Genomic DNA, 14,972 nt, shown 5'->3' with positions numbered 1-14,972 from the left:
AGCGGTCAGTCGGGTACCTCGACCGCGGACACCGCTCGAGCCGAGACCGTGATCCCCGGGAGCATCCCGGCCGACGTGCTGACGGTCGCCGACACGAACCCGCCGTCGACCCGAAGCGCCAGCACAGCCCCTGCCGGCGCGATCGCGCGTACCGCAGACGTCCCGTCATCTCCCCGCGCCGCCAGCCGGGCCGCCTCGCGAGCTGCGTCGATGCACCGGATCTGCGCACTGACCGCGGTGAGGCCACCGACGCACAACACCAGCACGAAGACCAGGGTCGCGACGGCCAGCGCCGCTTCGACGGTGCCCGCCCCGGTCTCACCGGTCAGACGCTGGTGTTCAGCGCACGGGTGATGATGTTCGTCAGCGCACCGACGATAGAGTCGCCGGTGACCACGGTGTAGAGGATGGCCCCGAACGCCGCCGCAGCGATGGTGCCGATGGCGTATTCCACCGTCGACATGCCGGTCTCGTCGACGACAACCACGGTGAGTCGTGCCCTGATCTTCTGAATCAGACTGTTCCTCAACTGTTTTCCTTTCTTTCTTCACTGGACAAAGCATCCGGCCCGTCACACCAGACCCGACCCGAGCACATCTGAGGCCAGCCCGGCGACCACGGGAATCAGCCCGAGACAGACGAAAGCGGGCAGGAAGCACAGTCCCAGTGGACCCGCGATGACCACCGACGCACGTTCGGCCGCTGCGGCCGCGTTGTGGTTGACGTCCTGTCGGGTTTCGGCGGCCAGCTCCGATACACCGCGGGCGAGGACGGCGCCGGATGCCGCGGAGCGGCGGGCCAGCCGCAGGAGCGCGCCTGCACCCACGCCGAGACCCACTTCGCCGCGCGCCGTCCACGCCACCGCCGGGTCTGCGCCCAGCGCCAAAAGGTCACCCGCCCTGCGTAACAGCGCAGCCAGCTGCGGTGGGGCCGACGTCGCGGTGGCCCGTGCCGCCGCGGGCACCGCCATCCCGGCATCCAGGCACACCGCAAGTACGTCCAGGCTCGCCGCGTCCGCGAGTGGATCCAGCCGACCAGATGTTCGACTGGTCCGCCCGGCAGGTGGCCGCACCGTTCTCACTCGTCGTTGCACGGCAAGCGGTCCAACGCTGATCAGCAGGGCGAGGGCCAGCGCCAATGCCGCAACGCTCATGCCGTCAGCCGATCGGTAATGCGGTCGGCCCACCACAGCCCGGCACAGAGCAGCGCAACACCGATCACCAGTAGCGCACCGCCGAATCCCCCGCCGGTCAGAAAGGCGACCGGAGCGGCGCCGATGAACTCGCCGAGCATCACGCCCAGTACCGGCAGCGCCGCGAGAATCACGGCAGTGGCCCTGGCGCCGGCCATACCTGCGTCCAGCCGCGCGTAATAGCGTTGTCGCTCAACGATATCCAACTGCGCGGCTCGCATCAGCGTGGAGATCGCCAGTCCGTGTTGTGCGGCGAGCTGCCAGAACACCGCCAACCGGTTCCATTCGTGGGCGAGCGTCGAGCGGGCCGAGATCGCCCTCAGGCCGGCTGATACGTCGGCACCCAAGCCGGCGCGGGCGGCCACCAAGCGGAATGCGGAGCCGACCACTCCACCGGTCTCCTCGGCGGCGATGGCGAACGCCCGCACAGGATGCGCACCGACATTGAGCTCGCCGACCAGCACCTCCAGCGCAGCCTGCAGCAGGCGGCGCTCTTCAGCGGTCCGGCGCCGCGCGACCCGCCGCCGATACCGCAACAGCAACGTGCCACCGGCCAATATCAGTGCCAAACCTGTTGTCAGCGAGATGCATAACGCGGCGGCGAGCCCACCGATTGCCGCGGCGACAGCCGGTAACCGGCCGCTGCCACGCCGTCGCTGAGGGATCAGCCGTTGCCGGGAGGAGCCGGGGGTGATCAGCAGGGCGCCGGCCAACGCGACGGCAGCGACACATACCCCTCCCGAAAGGCTCCAGTTGCCGTTCATGGCGTTATCCGTCGCCGCACCAGGCGCTGGAGCTCATCGGAGCCGGGGCCGGCACCGCGTTCGACATGCCAGGCGGTGACGGTCCGACATTCGCCGGTCTCCGGGTTGCGTTGCAGCACAGCAATTTCTGAGAGACTCCGCAGCCCTGCCGGGGTGCGGCTGACGTGCAGAACGACGTCAACCGCGGCGGCGAGCTGGCTGTGCAGCGCTGCGCGGTCGAGTCCGCCGAGCGCACCGAGCGCTTCCAGCCTGGCCGGCACCTCGGCGGGGCTGTTGGCGTGCACGGTGCCCGCCCCGCCGTCATGACCCGTGTTCAGCGCCGCCAGCAGATCTACCACCTCACCACCCCTGACTTCACCGACCACGATGCGGTCCGGCCGCATGCGCAAGGCCTGGCGGACGAGCTGACGCACTGTGACTTCGCCTGCGCCCTCGACGTTCGAGCCCCGCGCCACCAGCGTGACCAGGTGCGGATGCGGGGGCGCCAACTCGGCGGCGTCCTCGACGCACACGATGCGCTCATGGCCAGGAATCGAGCCGAGCAGCGCCGACAACAGCGTCGTCTTGCCCGCGCCGGTGCCCCCGGACACCAGAAAGGCCAGCCGGGCGGCCATCACATCCCGCAAGAGCGTCGCCGCCGCGGACCCGATGGCGCCGGAAGCGACCAACGCGGCCAGATCCTGCGTGGCGGGCCGCAACAAGCGCAACGAGATACAGGTACCCGCAACCGCGATCGGCGGCAAGATGGCGTGCAATCGAACGGTCAGGCGCCCGCCCGCAATTCCGGTCAACAGGCCGTCCACCCACGGTTGCGCGTCATCGAGACGACGCCCGGCGGCCAGCGCCAGCCGCTGGGCGAGCCTGCGCACGGCGTCGTCGTCAGCGAAGCGAATCGAGCTGCGCCGCAAACCGTTTCCGTCATCGACCCAGACCGAATCCGGGGCCGTCACCAAAACATCTGTCGTGCCGGGCCCGGCCAGGAGTGGCTCGAGAATGCCCGCCCCACTCAACTCGGTCTGCAGCACCCGCAGATTGCTCAGGACCTCAGTGTCACCGAGGACACCCCCCGATTCCGCCCGGATGGCGTCCGCCACCACGTCGGGCCGCAGCCTGCCGGATTGGCTCGCGGATTCGGCGGCCAGGCGCTCCCTGACACGCTCGATCAGTGAGGCGCTCACGCGGCCGGTTCCTGCACTGTCGCGCGATTGTGCGGGTGCTGCCGCAACACCGCGAGGACCTGTCGGGCGGCGAGAGCCAGCGGCGAACGCGCCCCCATCCGCACACCGCCGCGTTCCAGCTTCTCGGCGAGTAATGGCTCCGGCCGCATCGCCGCCAGTACCGGCAACCCGACAATCTCACCGACGTCGGCGGGACTCAACCCGCCTGGAGACGGCCCGCGCACGACCAGTCCGATATTCGGGTTGACCGCGCTCAGGACGGGCGCCATCGCGGCGGTGGCCGCACATGCCCGTACGTCGCACTGGGTGATCAAGACGACGAGGTCGGCGCCGTCCAGTGCGGTCATGACGGCATCGGTGAGGCGCCGCGGCAGATCACACACAACAGTCGCACCGCCGTGCCGACCTGCTTCGATGACGGCGTCGACCGTGCCGGCGACCAGCTCATGCTCGCTTCTGGTGCCAGACAACACGCTGATACCCCGGTACCGGGGCAGCGCATCGCGGACCGCCGACCAGCTCAGCCGGCCACCCTGCACCGCCAGATCGGGCCAGCGCAGCCCCGCCGTGCTCTCACTGCCCAGCAGGAGATCGATACCGCCGCCCCACGGGTCGAGGTCGATCAGCAGAGCATCAGCGGCCGCCTGGGCCATGGCGGCGGCGAACAGCGACGTCCCTGCGCCCCCGCGGCCGGCGATCACCGCCGCGACCTCGCCGTGACGCTGTTCGGCACGTCCGAGGTCTGCCGCAGCCGCTAAGGCACGGACAAGTTCCGCGGCCTGGCTCGGGATCGATAGCACCTGTTGCGCGCCAACTGTTATCGCCACCTGGAATGCTGCGGTGTCCGGCTCGCCGCCCACCAGCAGGAAAACCGCTGACCGGCGCGGAAGTACCGCAGCCCGGCAGCGACCCGCGGCCTCGAGGTCTACGACGATCGCAGCCGCCGCCGACCAGGTCTTACGGCTGACCGCTGCGGTCGGCCCCAGATGGACCACCGAGACACCGACAGCGGCCGCCACCTGGTCTATCTCGTGCCGCACTTCGGCGTCGGATACGAGAGCCAGGATCGCCGCTGTGGTCGTCATCGCTCAACGGTGCACCAGCCCGGAATCGACACACCACCGCAGTTCTAGCGAATGTGGACAACGTTCGATCTGGGGATGAATTCGAACGGGAGCAGAGACAGGGATGAATTCGATTCCGCAAGATCTGATTCGCTGACGCCAAGAACTGGCGAACTACCCCCACAAAAGGGACGACCCCCGCCAGGGGGGGAGGAGGCGGAGGTCGTCGTGTATCAGCCCCGGGGGGTCGGGCTGATGCACACCCGGCATAAGCCGAGTAATGCTCACTATACACACGACTGCCGGCACTGATGCAAGTCTGACGAGGTAACAAGTTGGTCGAACAGCACCACAGAATTGCAGTCTCAGACAGGTGGCTTGTACTGCCATTTTGACGGGGATCTCGGTAGGTGTCACAACCACACCTATCCTGGGACCGTGACCGCATCCGATCAGGACGCCCCGCAGCTAACAACACCGCAAAGTCGCGGCACCCACGGCGCCCCGGCGCGGACCGCAGCGTTCTTCGATCTGGACAAGACCGTCATCGCCAAATCCAGCACACTCGCCTTCAGCAAACCCTTCTTCGACCAGGGTCTGCTCAATCGGCGCGCCGTACTCAAATCCAGCTACGCCCAGTTCCTCTTTCTCATGTCGGGTGCCGACCACGATCAGATGAACCGAATGCGGTCCTATGTCACCGCGATGTGCACGGGCTGGGATGTCGAGCAGGTGAAGTCGATCGTCGGCGAAACACTGCATGAGATCGTCGACCCGCTGGTCTTCGCCGAGGCCGCCGATCTGATCGCCGACCACAAACTGTGCGGCCGCGACGTCGTCGTGGTCTCGGCCTCCGGCGAAGAGATCGTCGCCCCGATTGCGCGGGCACTGGGGGCCACCCATGCGATGGCCACCCGCATGGTCGTCGAGGACGGGAAATACACCGGAGAGGTCGAGTTCTACTGCTACGGCGAAGGCAAGGTGCACGCGATCCTCGAACTTGCTGCGCGCGAGGGCTATTCGCTCGAACATTGCTACGCATATTCGGACTCGATCACCGACCTGCCGATGCTGGAAGCCGTCGGTCATCCCACCGCCGTCAACCCGGACCGCGGGTTGCGCCGCGAGGCGGCCAGTCGAGACTGGCCGGTGGTGACGTTCAACAAACCCGTGTCGCTGCGCGACCGGTTGCCCACCGCCCCCTCCAGCGCCGCGCTGGCTACCACCGCCGCCGTCGGGATCAGTGCGTTGGCCGCAGGCGCGCTGACGTACTCGTTGCTGCGCCGATTCACGGTGTGAGACACGGCGAAATAACAATCCGGGGTCGCCGGCCATCTTCTTCGAACAAGGCCTTGATGTGACCGGGGTCACGGAGTACAAAGGAAGCACGGAAGCTTGGTAGGGCCAAGGTCGACTCGGAAGAGAAGGCTCGACCTCCCCTAACCCGGCAACCCAGCACGGATCCCGGCACCCACGCGGAGCCACAGCCGCGATAATGGCAGAAGTGTTGCGGGCCTGCGTAATTGCGATAAGCGAATCGACTACCGAGTCCCCTTGGGCGGGGAAAGAGCCGAGAAGCTTCGCAAGATCGCCGAGGCCGACCCACGCAGCCCACCGTCGCACGCATGGTAACCGGAGTTCCGTGCTAACGGGCGGCGCGCCGAATACGTTCGGCACGCCGCCCGCTTCATGCTGTCCGGGTGTTTGACCGCGCTACTTCTTGCCGGCCTGATCCTTCGCGTTGGCGATAGACTCGGCTTCCCTGGCCCCGGCCTGCAGCGCGCGACACGACATCAGCAACCAGTCCGTCAGGCCCTGCTCCGTCCCGGCGGCGAACCCTTCCGCGGCAGTGCGGTACTCGGCTCCACGGCGCATCCAGAGCACCTCCGGCACCCCGAGTCCATGCGGATCGAGGCCGCTGGCGATCGTCACCAACCGCGCCACGCCGCGGGCCACCACACCGTCGGCACTGCCGAACGGGGCGAGCGTCAGAAGCTCGCCGTGCGCCACCGCGGACAACACGGTGGCGGGCACCGTCGTCGGGCCGGTGATCAGCCGGACCAGCAGGTCGAGACGGGCGTGGATCTCCGGGACCGCACGGGGGCGACCCAACTGGGCCTCATCGTCGACGAGGTCTGCGGCAGCCAGCATGTGCAGCCGTGCCAGTGCCTGCAGCGGCGCCCGCTGCCACACGCCGATCAGGCTGGTGCCGCCTCCCTCAAGTGCCTGGGCGACGCGCAGGGCGCCGGCAAACACCGGATCGCTGGCCGTATTCTCGTCAAGCTGCAGGGCGCCACCGTCGAGGACGGCCGAGGCCCGGGCCGCGCGCAAGGACGCCTCCGCGGCAGTGATCGGCCAGCCACGCAGGTTGGCCCGGTGCCGGTGGGCCTTGGCCAGCGCATCGCGGGCGTGCTCGGCCGCATCGGCAACCCCGGGCAGGTTCAACAGCGGGGCCAGCGGGTCAGCGGTCACGGCCGGTCACCCTACCGGCTCGACGGGGTCGGCCCTTCACGATCGAGTCCTGTGGAACCGCTGACCCCGTGATCGACTACCGTTCGGCGCACCACACGCGCCGCCCCGCAGCGTCCACTGTGAGTTGCCAACGTCTATGCAACGTTGGGTGACTACGCTCACAAGCATGTCCGATACGAACACCGAAGTCTCGTCAGCCTATCCGCCGTCGGCGGAGTTCGCCGAGAATGCCAACGCAACCGAAGAGCTGTACCGCACAGCGGAAGCCGATCGTCTGGCGTTCTGGGCAGAGCAGGCCAACCGGCTGTCGTGGGCGACTCCGTTCACCGAGGTGTTGGACTGGTCGGAGGCACCGTTTGCGAAGTGGTTCGCCGACGGCAAGCTCAATGTGTCGTACAACTGCGTCGACCGGCACGTCGAAGCCGGCAACGGCGATCGAGTGGCCATCCACTGGGTGGGCGAACCCGTCGACGATGCCCGCACCATCACCTACGCCGAACTCAAGGACGAGGTGTCCAGGGCTGCCAACGCCCTGACCGAGCTGGGCCTGGTCTCCGGTGATCGGGTCGCGATCTACATGCCGATGGTGCCCGAGGCGATCGTCGCGATGCTGGCCTGCGCGCGGCTGGGCGTCATGCATTCGGTGGTCTTCGCCGGCTACTCCGCCTCGGCGCTACGCGCCCGCATCGACGACGCCGAAGCGAAACTGGTGATCACCACCGACGGGCAGTACCGCCGAGGCAAGGCGGTTTCGCTGAAGACCGCCGTCGACGAAGCTGTTGCCGGCCAAGGGACCGTCGAACACGTAGTTGTGGTGCGCCGCACGGGTATCGACATCGAGTGGTCGGACGGTCGCGACGTGTGGTGGCACGATGTCGTCGACGCCGCGTCGGAAGACCACACTCCGGCGGCGTTCGACGCCGAGCATCCGCTGTTTCTGCTCTACACCTCGGGCACCACCGGGAAACCCAAGGGCATCGTCCACACCTCGGGCGGGTATCTCACGCAGACGTCGTACACCCACTACAACGTCTTCGACATCAAACCCGAGACCGATGTCTACTGGTGCACCGCCGACATCGGTTGGGTCACCGGGCACACCTACCTCGTCTACGGGCCGCTGTCCAACGGCGCCACCCAGGTGGTCTACGAAGGCACGCCGGCCTCGCCGACCGAGCACCGGCATTTCGAGATCATCGAAAAGTACGGTGTCACAATCTATTACACGGCTCCAACGCTGATCCGCACGTTCATGAAGCTCGGCCGCCAGATCCCCGCCGAGCACGACCTGTCCAGCCTTCGGCTGCTGGGATCGGTCGGCGAGCCGATCAACCCAGAGGCGTGGCGCTGGTACCGCACCGTGTTCGGCGCCGACAGCACCCCGATCGTCGACACCTGGTGGCAGACCGAGACGGGCTCGATCATGATCTCGCCACTGCCGGGCGTCACCGATACCAAACCAGGATCGGCGATGACCCCGCTGCCGGGCATCTCGGCCAAGATCGTCGACGACGACGGAAACCAACTCGAACCCGGCACCGGGCACGGTGAACAGGTCAGCGGCTACCTGGTACTCGACAAGCCGTGGCCGTCGATGCTGCGCGGAATCTGGGGCGACCCGGACCGGTTCAAGGAGACCTACTGGTCGCGGTTCGCCGAGCAGGGCTGGTACTTCGCCGGTGACGGCGCCCGCTACGGCAGCGACGGTGAGATCTGGGTACTGGGCCGCATCGACGACGTGATGAACGTGTCGGGGCACCGCATCTCGACCGCAGAGGTCGAATCCGCCCTGGTCGGCCACTCCGGAGTCGCCGAGGCCGCCGTCGTCGGCGCCAGTGACGACACCACCGGGCAGGCCATCTGTGCGTTCGTCATCCTCAAGGCCCGCTTCGCCGACGAAGATCGCGATGACATGGTCAACGAACTACGCAAACAGGTCGCCACCGAAATCTCGCCGATCGCCCGGCCCCGTGAGATCCACGTCGTACCTGAGCTGCCCAAGACGCGAAGCGGCAAGATCATGCGGCGGCTGCTGCGTGATGTCGCCGAAGGTCGTGAGCTCGGAGACACCTCAACCCTGTTGGACCCCAGCGTGTTCGAGGCGATCCGCGCGTCGAAGTAGCTCGCCGAGCAGACGCAAAAGCCCCCATTTCCGCGCGGAATTGGGGGCTTTTGCGTCTGGTCGCGAGGCTACGCGACGGCCCCAAAGGGAACGAAACCCGTTCCCGGGCGGTCCTTCGCAGTGATGTCGGCCAGCTGGGTGTTGAACGACATCGTGACCGCGGGGGTGTGCAACGGGATGTACTTGAGCACGCACGTCGGCAGGTCGTCGGTAAAGGCGCCATGCAGCATGCCGACGAGCTTGTTGTTGACCGTGAGTGGGGCGCCGGAATCACCAGGCGCACCGCAGACCTGGCTGATGAAGGTGCCTGGGTCCTGACCCGGCCCCCAGGTCACCCCGCACGAATTGCCCGTGGTGCGGCCCTGTTTGCACTCGATGTCACCGGTCCGCGGGTCCGGCCCCAGCCCATCGATCACGAAACCGTCGACGTTGTTGGTAGGTATCACCTTGGCCGGATCGAAACGGATCACCGCATAGTCCAGCGCATCGTTGCCGGCGACCATGGTGCCGACGGGACCCGCTGCTTCGGCGCCCTCTGCTGCCACCACGGCACCGGGACCGCCACAGTGGGCAGAGGTGAAGCCGATCAGGTCGCCGCGGTTGTCCTTGCCGATGGTGGTCAGCGTGCAGTAGGCGTCGCCGTTGACCACGATGCCCGAGCCGCCACCCAGCGTTACCGGGTCAGCGGCGGCAGCTCCTGCAGTAACGAGCGACACGGCGCCCAGCGCCACCGTCAGGCCCGCGACCATCCCGCGCCAGCGGTGTCGCACGGCGTCCTCCTTTTCGGGGTCGGTCCGATTGGTTGCATCAAACGCCCCGACCGCGTCATAGCTGCGGCCGAGTCTAGCGGCACCACACCAGCAACATCTGCTTCACCGTGGCCCAGGCCCTCCGATCGGCCGGACTCGTCCCTCCCCTGTGCGGCATGGCACCATGAACCCGACGACAGCCGATGACTTTGACCTGCCGGGAGGACTCCGTCCGTGAGCAATGGCGATCGCAAGAATGGCATCCCTGCCACCGTGACCTCGATCCCGCTGGTGGACCCGCATGCGGCTTCGGCCGACCCGTCGATCGGTGAGCTGGTCAAAGACGCCACAGCACAGATGTCCACCCTGGTCCGGGCCGAGGTCGAACTCGCACGCGCGGAGATCACCCGCGATGTGAAAAAGGGCCTGACTGGCAGCGTCTATTTCATCCTCGCCCTGGTGGTGCTGTTCTACTCGACGTTCTTCTTCTTTTTCTTCGTCGCAGAGCTACTCGACACCTGGCTCTGGCGATGGGTGGCGTTCCTGATCGTGTTCGCGGTGATGGTGCTGACCACCGCCGCGCTGGCACTGCTGGGCTATCTGAAGGTGCGACGCATCCGAGGTCCACGGAAGACGATCGAGTCGGTCAAGGAGACCAAGGCCGCCTTCACCGGCCAGGGTGCGGCGAGGGCGGCCGAACCCGTGGTGCCTGGCAAAGCGCCGGCACCCACTGATCCCTCAGGTTGGTAATGGCCCCACCCGACCCGTCGATCACCCGCATCGCCGGGCCGTGGCGTCATCTCGACGTCCACGCCAACGGCATTCGGTTCCACGTGGTCGAGGCGGAGCCCGAGACGGGCGCCGCGGGCCGGGAACCGGCCACCGCACGCCCGCTGGTCATCCTGCTGCACGGTTTCGGTTCGTTCTGGTGGTCCTGGCGCCATCAGCTGCGCGGGCTGCGGAACGCACGGGTGGTGGCGGTGGATCTGCGCGGTTACGGCGGCAGCGACAAGCCACCCCGCGGCTACGACGGCTGGACGCTGGCCGGGGACACCGCAGGACTGGTGCGTGCGCTCGGGCATTCCTCGGCGACTCTGGTCGGGCACGCCGACGGCGGTCTGGTGTGCTGGGCGACGTCGGTACTGCACCCACGCTTGGTCCGGGCCGTCGCCCTGGTCAGCTCACCACACCCGGCGGCGCTGCGGCGGGCCGTTCTGACCCGGCGCGACCAGAGCCGCGCCTTGCTGCCGTCGTTGTTGAGCTACCAGCTGCCGATGTGGCCCGAACGCGTGCTGACCCGCCACGGCGCCGACGAGCTGGAGGCCATGATCCGCGATCGCACCGTCGGTAAGTGGCCGGTTTCCGAGGACTTTTCGGAGACGATCGGCTACCTTCGGCAAGCGATTCAGATCCCCGGCGCGGCGCACTGCGCCCTGGAATACCAGCGGTGGGCGGTGCGCAGCCAGTTCCGCAGCGAGGGCCACCGGTTCATGCGGTCGATGAACCGGCAGGTCGGGATACCGTTGCTGCACATGCGCGGAGATGCTGACCCGTACGTACTCGCCGACCCCGTGGAGAAGACGCTGCGCTACGCACCGCACGGCAGGTTCGTATCTCTTTCCGGCGCAGGGCATTACGGCCACGAAGAAGCTCCGGACGAAGTCAACGAACACCTGACCCGGTTCCTGACCCACGTCTACGGCGCGTCGGGTCCGGCGCGGCAGGCGTAGCGGCCTCGTCAGGAAACGCAGGCCCCGGTGGGCACCTTCTGAGTGTCGTTGACCTTAGCCAGCTGACGGGAGACCTCGCTGGCGGTCAGCACGAACCCGGTGTCGGTGTCGTCGACAGCGGCACCGAATACCACACCAAGCACCTGACCGGCCCGGTTGATCAGCGGCCCACCCGAATTGCCCTGCCGCACAGTGCCTCTGATGGTATAAACCTCGCGGTTAACCGTGGTCGTGCGGTAGATATCCGGGCCGTTGAGCTCGATGGTCTCCCTGATCCGGGCAGGTGTGGCGGCGAAGTCACCGCCGCCGGGATAGCCGAGGACCAGAGCGTCCGTTCCGGTGGCCGCGGGCCTGTCGGCGAACGGTAGCGCCGGGGCGGGCAGGTTCGGCACGTCCAGCAAGGAGATGTCTTCGTTGGGGTCATAGGAGATGACTGTGGCGTCGTAGGTCTGCCCGGCGGATTCGATGGTGACGGTGTCAGAGCCGGCCACCACATGCGCGTTCGACATGACGCGATTGGGTGCGACAACGAAGCCGGTGCCTTCCAAGACCTTCTGGCAGCCGGGTGCGACACCGCGGATCTTCACCACACTGGGCTGCACGGACGCGACGATGGGGCTGGTCGCCAGGGCGGCATCGGGTACGTCGACAGCGGCGATCGGCGTTCGACCGAACGGCTGCAGGACTTCGGGTAGCCCAGAGGTGTCGACGACGCCCTTGAGCTTCTTGGGAATGGCGCGCAACCAGTCGGGGGCCACACCTTCGACCTGCGCGAGCACCTTCGAACCCCGTACAGCCGAGGCGAGATTCGGCTGATCCGAGGATGTCAGCACGCTGCCCAAAAGCCACGCCGCAACCAGCACGACCACCATCTGCAGCACGACGCCGATCAGCGAATCGACTGTCCGCACTCCGCGCGAGTGGATGGCCCCGCGGACCGCCCGTCCGAGCACCACGCCGGCGATCTCACCGATCACCACCAGCGCCAAGATCAGGAACAAGGTGGCGAACAGTTTGGCCCGCGGACCGTCGACATGGCCCACGATGTGCGGAGCCAGCAGTACCCCGGCCACCGCGCCGAGAATCACGCCGACGAACGACATCACCGAGCCGAGCGCACCGGAGCGCCAACCGGAGATGGCGGCCACGAAGGCGATCGCGACCACGCCGATATCGAGCCATTGCGACGGTGTCATCGTCGGTTCCCATCCGAGCCCACCAGGGCCATCGCATCGTCGAGTTCGACGATGTTCGTGGTATCCCAGGGCTCGTTCCAGCCGGCGACGTCGAGCATCGCGGAAATGACCTGCCCGGTGAAACCCCACACGAGCATCTCGTTGAGCAGAAACGCCGGACCGGCGAAGCGGCTGGTGTTCTCGCTGCGGAACACCATCAGCCGGTTGTCCGGGTTGATGAAGGCACGCAACGGCACCCGCGCGACGACCGCCGTCTCGGCCTCGTCGACGACCTGCACCGGACCCGGGTCGGGCGAATAGGCCAACACGGGGACGACGTGGAAACCCGAGGGCGGAATGAACATCTTGTCCAGCGTGGCCAGAACCTGGAGCCGGTCGGTGTCGATACCGGTCTCCTCACGCGCTTCCCGCAGTGCCGTAGCCACCGGACCATCATCACCGGGGTCGGCGGCGCCACCGGGGAAGGCCGCCTGCCCGGCGTGGTGGCGCAGCGTGGAGGCCCGGACGGTGACCAGCAGATCCGCGTCGTCGGGCGGTGCGCCGCTGACGACACCGGTCCGCGGACCGCAGAACAACACGAGGACGGCGGCGTCGCGCTTCGCGCCGACCAGGGTGGCCTGCGCGTTGGCGGCGGTGATCATCGCCAACACGTCGGCGGGCACCCGGCGCCGGTACGCGCCGGGAACGTTGTCGATGTTGTCGACGAGGGGTTGCAGCCAGGCCGGACCGGTATCCGGCGTGAGCGGAACAGTCTCCCGCGAGCGGGAGGTGTCCCCAGCGCTCAAGGCCACACCCCTCTCATTCAAGATCGCCTCCGACCGCGGCAGCGATTTCGTCGGCGGTGGCGAAGGCGTGCGGCAGGATCTGGGACACGGTACCGTCCGCGCGCAGCACCACGGTTGCGGGCATCACGTTGGGTACACCGAGCGCGGCGGCGATGCTGCGGCGACCGTCCTGGAACGTCGGCAGGTGGACGCCGAGCTCGGCCAGCCGCAGTAGCGCGGCCGTCTCGTTCTCGTCCTGGTGCACCGTCACGACCAGGACGCCCGGGCCGACCCGGCGTTGATATTCGGCCATTGCCGGCAATTCCTGCGCGCAGGGCCCACACCAATAGGCCCACAGGTTTAGTACGACGGGGCGCCCGGCCAGGGCACGTGCGACGTCCACGGTGGCGCCGTCGGCCGCGCATTCCACGACGACACCGCGCAGCTTCGGCGGGCCGGGGTTCTCCCCGCCGACCGGGCACGGCGCCAGATCGGCGCTGCGCCGAGGCCCGGCCAGTGCTTCGACGGTGTCGGCATCACGGTGTTGGCGGTCAGCCACCGTCGGCGCTCCCGGCCGGGGCACCGAATCGTCGCCGAGCTGATTGAGCAGCGCGGCGACCAACACGGCGATCACCGACACGACAACGATCGTCCACCGGGTCGACGTGCTCATCTGCGCTGCGGGAGGTTTTACAGGCCGGCCAGGGCCAGCAGGTGATCGGTTTCGGGACCTTTCACCAGTGGGGCGGCGAGCAGCGGATCGGTGGGGCCGGTGCCGAACGACGGGCAGTCTTTGGCGAGCACGCAGACTCCGCAGGCGGGCTTCCTGGCGTGACACACCCGGCGGCCGTGAAAGATCACGCGGTGACTCAGTAGCGTCCACTCGCTGCGTTCGATCAGCTCACCGACGATCTTCTCGACCTTGACCGGGTCTTCCTCGGTGGTCCATCCCCAACGGCGCACCAGCCGGCCGAAGTGGGTGTCGACGGTGATACCGGGGATGTCAAAGGCATTGCCCAGCACGACGTTGGCGGTCTTCCGCCCGACCCCGGGCAGCGTGACGAGTTCGTCCATCGTCTTCGGCACCTCACCCCCGAACCGGTCCACGAGTGCCTGCCCAAGCCCGATCAGCGAAGTGGCCTTGTTCCGGTAGAAGCCGGTGGGGCGGATCAGTTCCTCGAGTTCGACGCGGTCGGCGGTCGCGTAGTCGACCGCGCTGCGATAGCGCTTGAACAGTGCGGGCGTGGTCAGGTTGACCCGTTTGTCCGTGCTCTGAGCGGACAGGATGGTGGCCACCGTCAACTCGAGCGGCGTGGTGAAATCGAGCTCGCAGTAGACGTGCGGAAATGCCTGCGCGAGGGTGCGATTCATCCGCCGCGCCCGACGGGTCAGACCGAGCTGCGTCTCCCGCTCCCATTTGCGGGAGAGGGGCTGTCTCGCCACCTTTGCCACTGCCACCCTGTCAGGGTACTGATGGGCCCCGACAAGACGAGCCGAAGACGGACCGATCGCAGATCGGCGCCGGTTCGGACCGGTGACAATTTGTGATCCCGCTGAGACCTTCCCCGTGTTTACTTCCCTTGTGTCCTGGTTGCTGGCAGCGTGCGTCCCCGGGTTGCTGATGTTGGCGACCTTCGGGTTGCAACGACTCGAGGCAGGAATCACCGACGATTCCGTCGAATCGGCGAAGCAATTGACCAAGCTGATCGACGCCGCCGCACCCAGGCCAGAGCTCCCCCAG

16 protein-coding genes and 1 pseudogene are annotated in these 14,972 nt (G+C 67.4%); 5 read left to right on the top strand and 12 right to left on the bottom strand.

The window, feature by feature from the left end; genetic code table 11:
- Positions 1-5 precede the first annotated feature (5 nt).
- Genes H7J73_RS31375 through ssd form a run of 6 tightly spaced genes read right to left on the bottom strand, consistent with a single transcriptional unit; the run spans position 6 to position 4,219 of the window.
- Entirely contained in the window at positions 6-329 is a 324-nt protein-coding gene (locus H7J73_RS31375) for a TadE family type IV pilus minor pilin (protein ID WP_264071802.1), read from the bottom strand.
- Positions 326-514 (bottom strand): DUF4244 domain-containing protein, encoded by a 189-nt coding sequence (locus H7J73_RS31370; RefSeq protein ID WP_435405616.1) that lies wholly within the window; start codon positions 512-514, stop codon positions 326-328. Before H7J73_RS31370 ends, H7J73_RS31375 begins: the two co-directional genes overlap by 4 nt.
- A gap of 57 nt (positions 515-571) precedes the next feature.
- Entirely contained in the window at positions 572-1,153 is a 582-nt protein-coding gene (locus tag H7J73_RS31365; protein ID WP_264071741.1) for a type II secretion system F family protein, read from the bottom strand.
- Positions 1,150-1,956, bottom strand: coding sequence for a type II secretion system F family protein (locus H7J73_RS31360; RefSeq protein ID WP_264071740.1), 807 nt, complete (start codon positions 1,954-1,956; stop codon positions 1,150-1,152). Before H7J73_RS31360 ends, H7J73_RS31365 begins: the two co-directional genes overlap by 4 nt.
- The gene (locus tag H7J73_RS31355; protein WP_264071739.1) at positions 1,953-3,134 is read right to left on the bottom strand and encodes a TadA family conjugal transfer-associated ATPase; all 1,182 of its coding nucleotides are present in this window, start codon (positions 3,132-3,134) and stop codon (positions 1,953-1,955) included. The genes H7J73_RS31360 and H7J73_RS31355 overlap by 4 nt, the downstream gene beginning before the upstream one ends.
- Positions 3,131-4,219 (bottom strand): septum site-determining protein Ssd, encoded by a 1,089-nt coding sequence (gene ssd, locus H7J73_RS31350; RefSeq protein WP_264071738.1) that lies wholly within the window; start codon positions 4,217-4,219, stop codon positions 3,131-3,133. The genes H7J73_RS31355 and ssd overlap by 4 nt, the downstream gene beginning before the upstream one ends.
- Before the next feature lie 417 nt (positions 4,220-4,636).
- Between ssd and H7J73_RS31345 the strand changes: the two genes are divergently transcribed.
- The gene (locus H7J73_RS31345; protein WP_264071737.1) at positions 4,637-5,497 is read left to right on the top strand and encodes an HAD-IB family hydrolase; all 861 of its coding nucleotides are present in this window, start codon (positions 4,637-4,639) and stop codon (positions 5,495-5,497) included.
- 414 nt (positions 5,498-5,911) lie between these two features.
- Here the strand turns inward: H7J73_RS31345 and H7J73_RS31340 are convergent, their stop codons facing one another.
- The gene (locus tag H7J73_RS31340) at positions 5,912-6,670 is read right to left on the bottom strand and encodes a Fic family protein (RefSeq protein WP_264071736.1); all 759 of its coding nucleotides are present in this window, start codon (positions 6,668-6,670) and stop codon (positions 5,912-5,914) included.
- Positions 6,671-6,806: 136 nt separating this feature from the next.
- Between H7J73_RS31340 and acs the strand changes: the two genes are divergently transcribed.
- Entirely contained in the window at positions 6,807-8,792 is a 1,986-nt protein-coding gene (gene acs / locus H7J73_RS31335) for an acetate--CoA ligase (RefSeq protein WP_435405613.1), read from the top strand.
- Positions 8,793-8,860: 68 nt separating this feature from the next.
- Here acs and H7J73_RS31330 read toward each other — a convergent pair whose 3' ends face one another.
- A complete protein-coding gene (locus H7J73_RS31330; RefSeq protein WP_264071800.1) occupies positions 8,861-9,541 on the bottom strand; it encodes a chymotrypsin family serine protease in 681 nt (226 codons plus the stop codon).
- 234 nt (positions 9,542-9,775) lie between these two features.
- On the opposite strand from H7J73_RS31330, the gene H7J73_RS31325 reads away from it, so the two are divergent.
- Both H7J73_RS31325 and H7J73_RS31320 read left to right on the top strand, forming a co-directional pair.
- Positions 9,776-10,291: a phage holin family protein gene (locus tag H7J73_RS31325; RefSeq protein ID WP_264071734.1), complete on the top strand. Its 516-nt coding sequence runs from the start codon at positions 9,776-9,778 to the stop codon at positions 10,289-10,291.
- The gene (locus H7J73_RS31320) at positions 10,291-11,271 is read left to right on the top strand and encodes an alpha/beta fold hydrolase (protein WP_264071733.1); all 981 of its coding nucleotides are present in this window, start codon (positions 10,291-10,293) and stop codon (positions 11,269-11,271) included. The genes H7J73_RS31325 and H7J73_RS31320 overlap by 1 nt, the downstream gene beginning before the upstream one ends.
- Positions 11,272-11,279: 8 nt before the next feature.
- Here the strand turns inward: H7J73_RS31320 and marP are convergent, their stop codons facing one another.
- The 4 genes from marP to nth are packed head-to-tail and all read right to left on the bottom strand — an operon-like array spanning position 11,280 to position 14,602.
- Positions 11,280-12,467: an acid resistance serine protease MarP gene (gene marP, locus H7J73_RS31315; RefSeq protein ID WP_264071732.1), complete on the bottom strand. Its 1,188-nt coding sequence runs from the start codon at positions 12,465-12,467 to the stop codon at positions 11,280-11,282.
- The gene (locus H7J73_RS31310) at positions 12,464-13,258 is read right to left on the bottom strand and encodes an NUDIX hydrolase (protein ID WP_435405612.1); all 795 of its coding nucleotides are present in this window, start codon (positions 13,256-13,258) and stop codon (positions 12,464-12,466) included. Before H7J73_RS31310 ends, marP begins: the two co-directional genes overlap by 4 nt.
- Positions 13,259-13,265: 7 nt before the next feature.
- Positions 13,266-13,904 (bottom strand): TlpA disulfide reductase family protein, encoded by a 639-nt coding sequence (locus tag H7J73_RS31305; RefSeq protein WP_264071731.1) that lies wholly within the window; start codon positions 13,902-13,904, stop codon positions 13,266-13,268.
- Between the two features lie 17 nt (positions 13,905-13,921).
- Entirely contained in the window at positions 13,922-14,602 is a 681-nt protein-coding gene (nth, locus tag H7J73_RS31300) for an endonuclease III (RefSeq protein ID WP_264071798.1), read from the bottom strand.
- Between the two features lie 196 nt (positions 14,603-14,798).
- On the opposite strand from nth, the pseudogene H7J73_RS34050 reads away from it, so the two are divergent.
- A pseudogene (locus tag H7J73_RS34050) lies at positions 14,799-14,889 on the top strand (hypothetical protein); the annotation flags it as partial.
- Between the last annotated feature and the right edge of the window lie 83 nt (positions 14,890-14,972).

The sequence above is a fragment of the Mycolicibacterium komossense genome (assembly GCF_025822605.1).
Lineage (GTDB): Bacteria > Actinomycetota > Actinomycetes > Mycobacteriales > Mycobacteriaceae > Mycobacterium > Mycobacterium komossense.
Note: the sequence above shows the minus strand (reverse complement) of the source record. Positions and strands in the feature narration are given on the sequence as shown.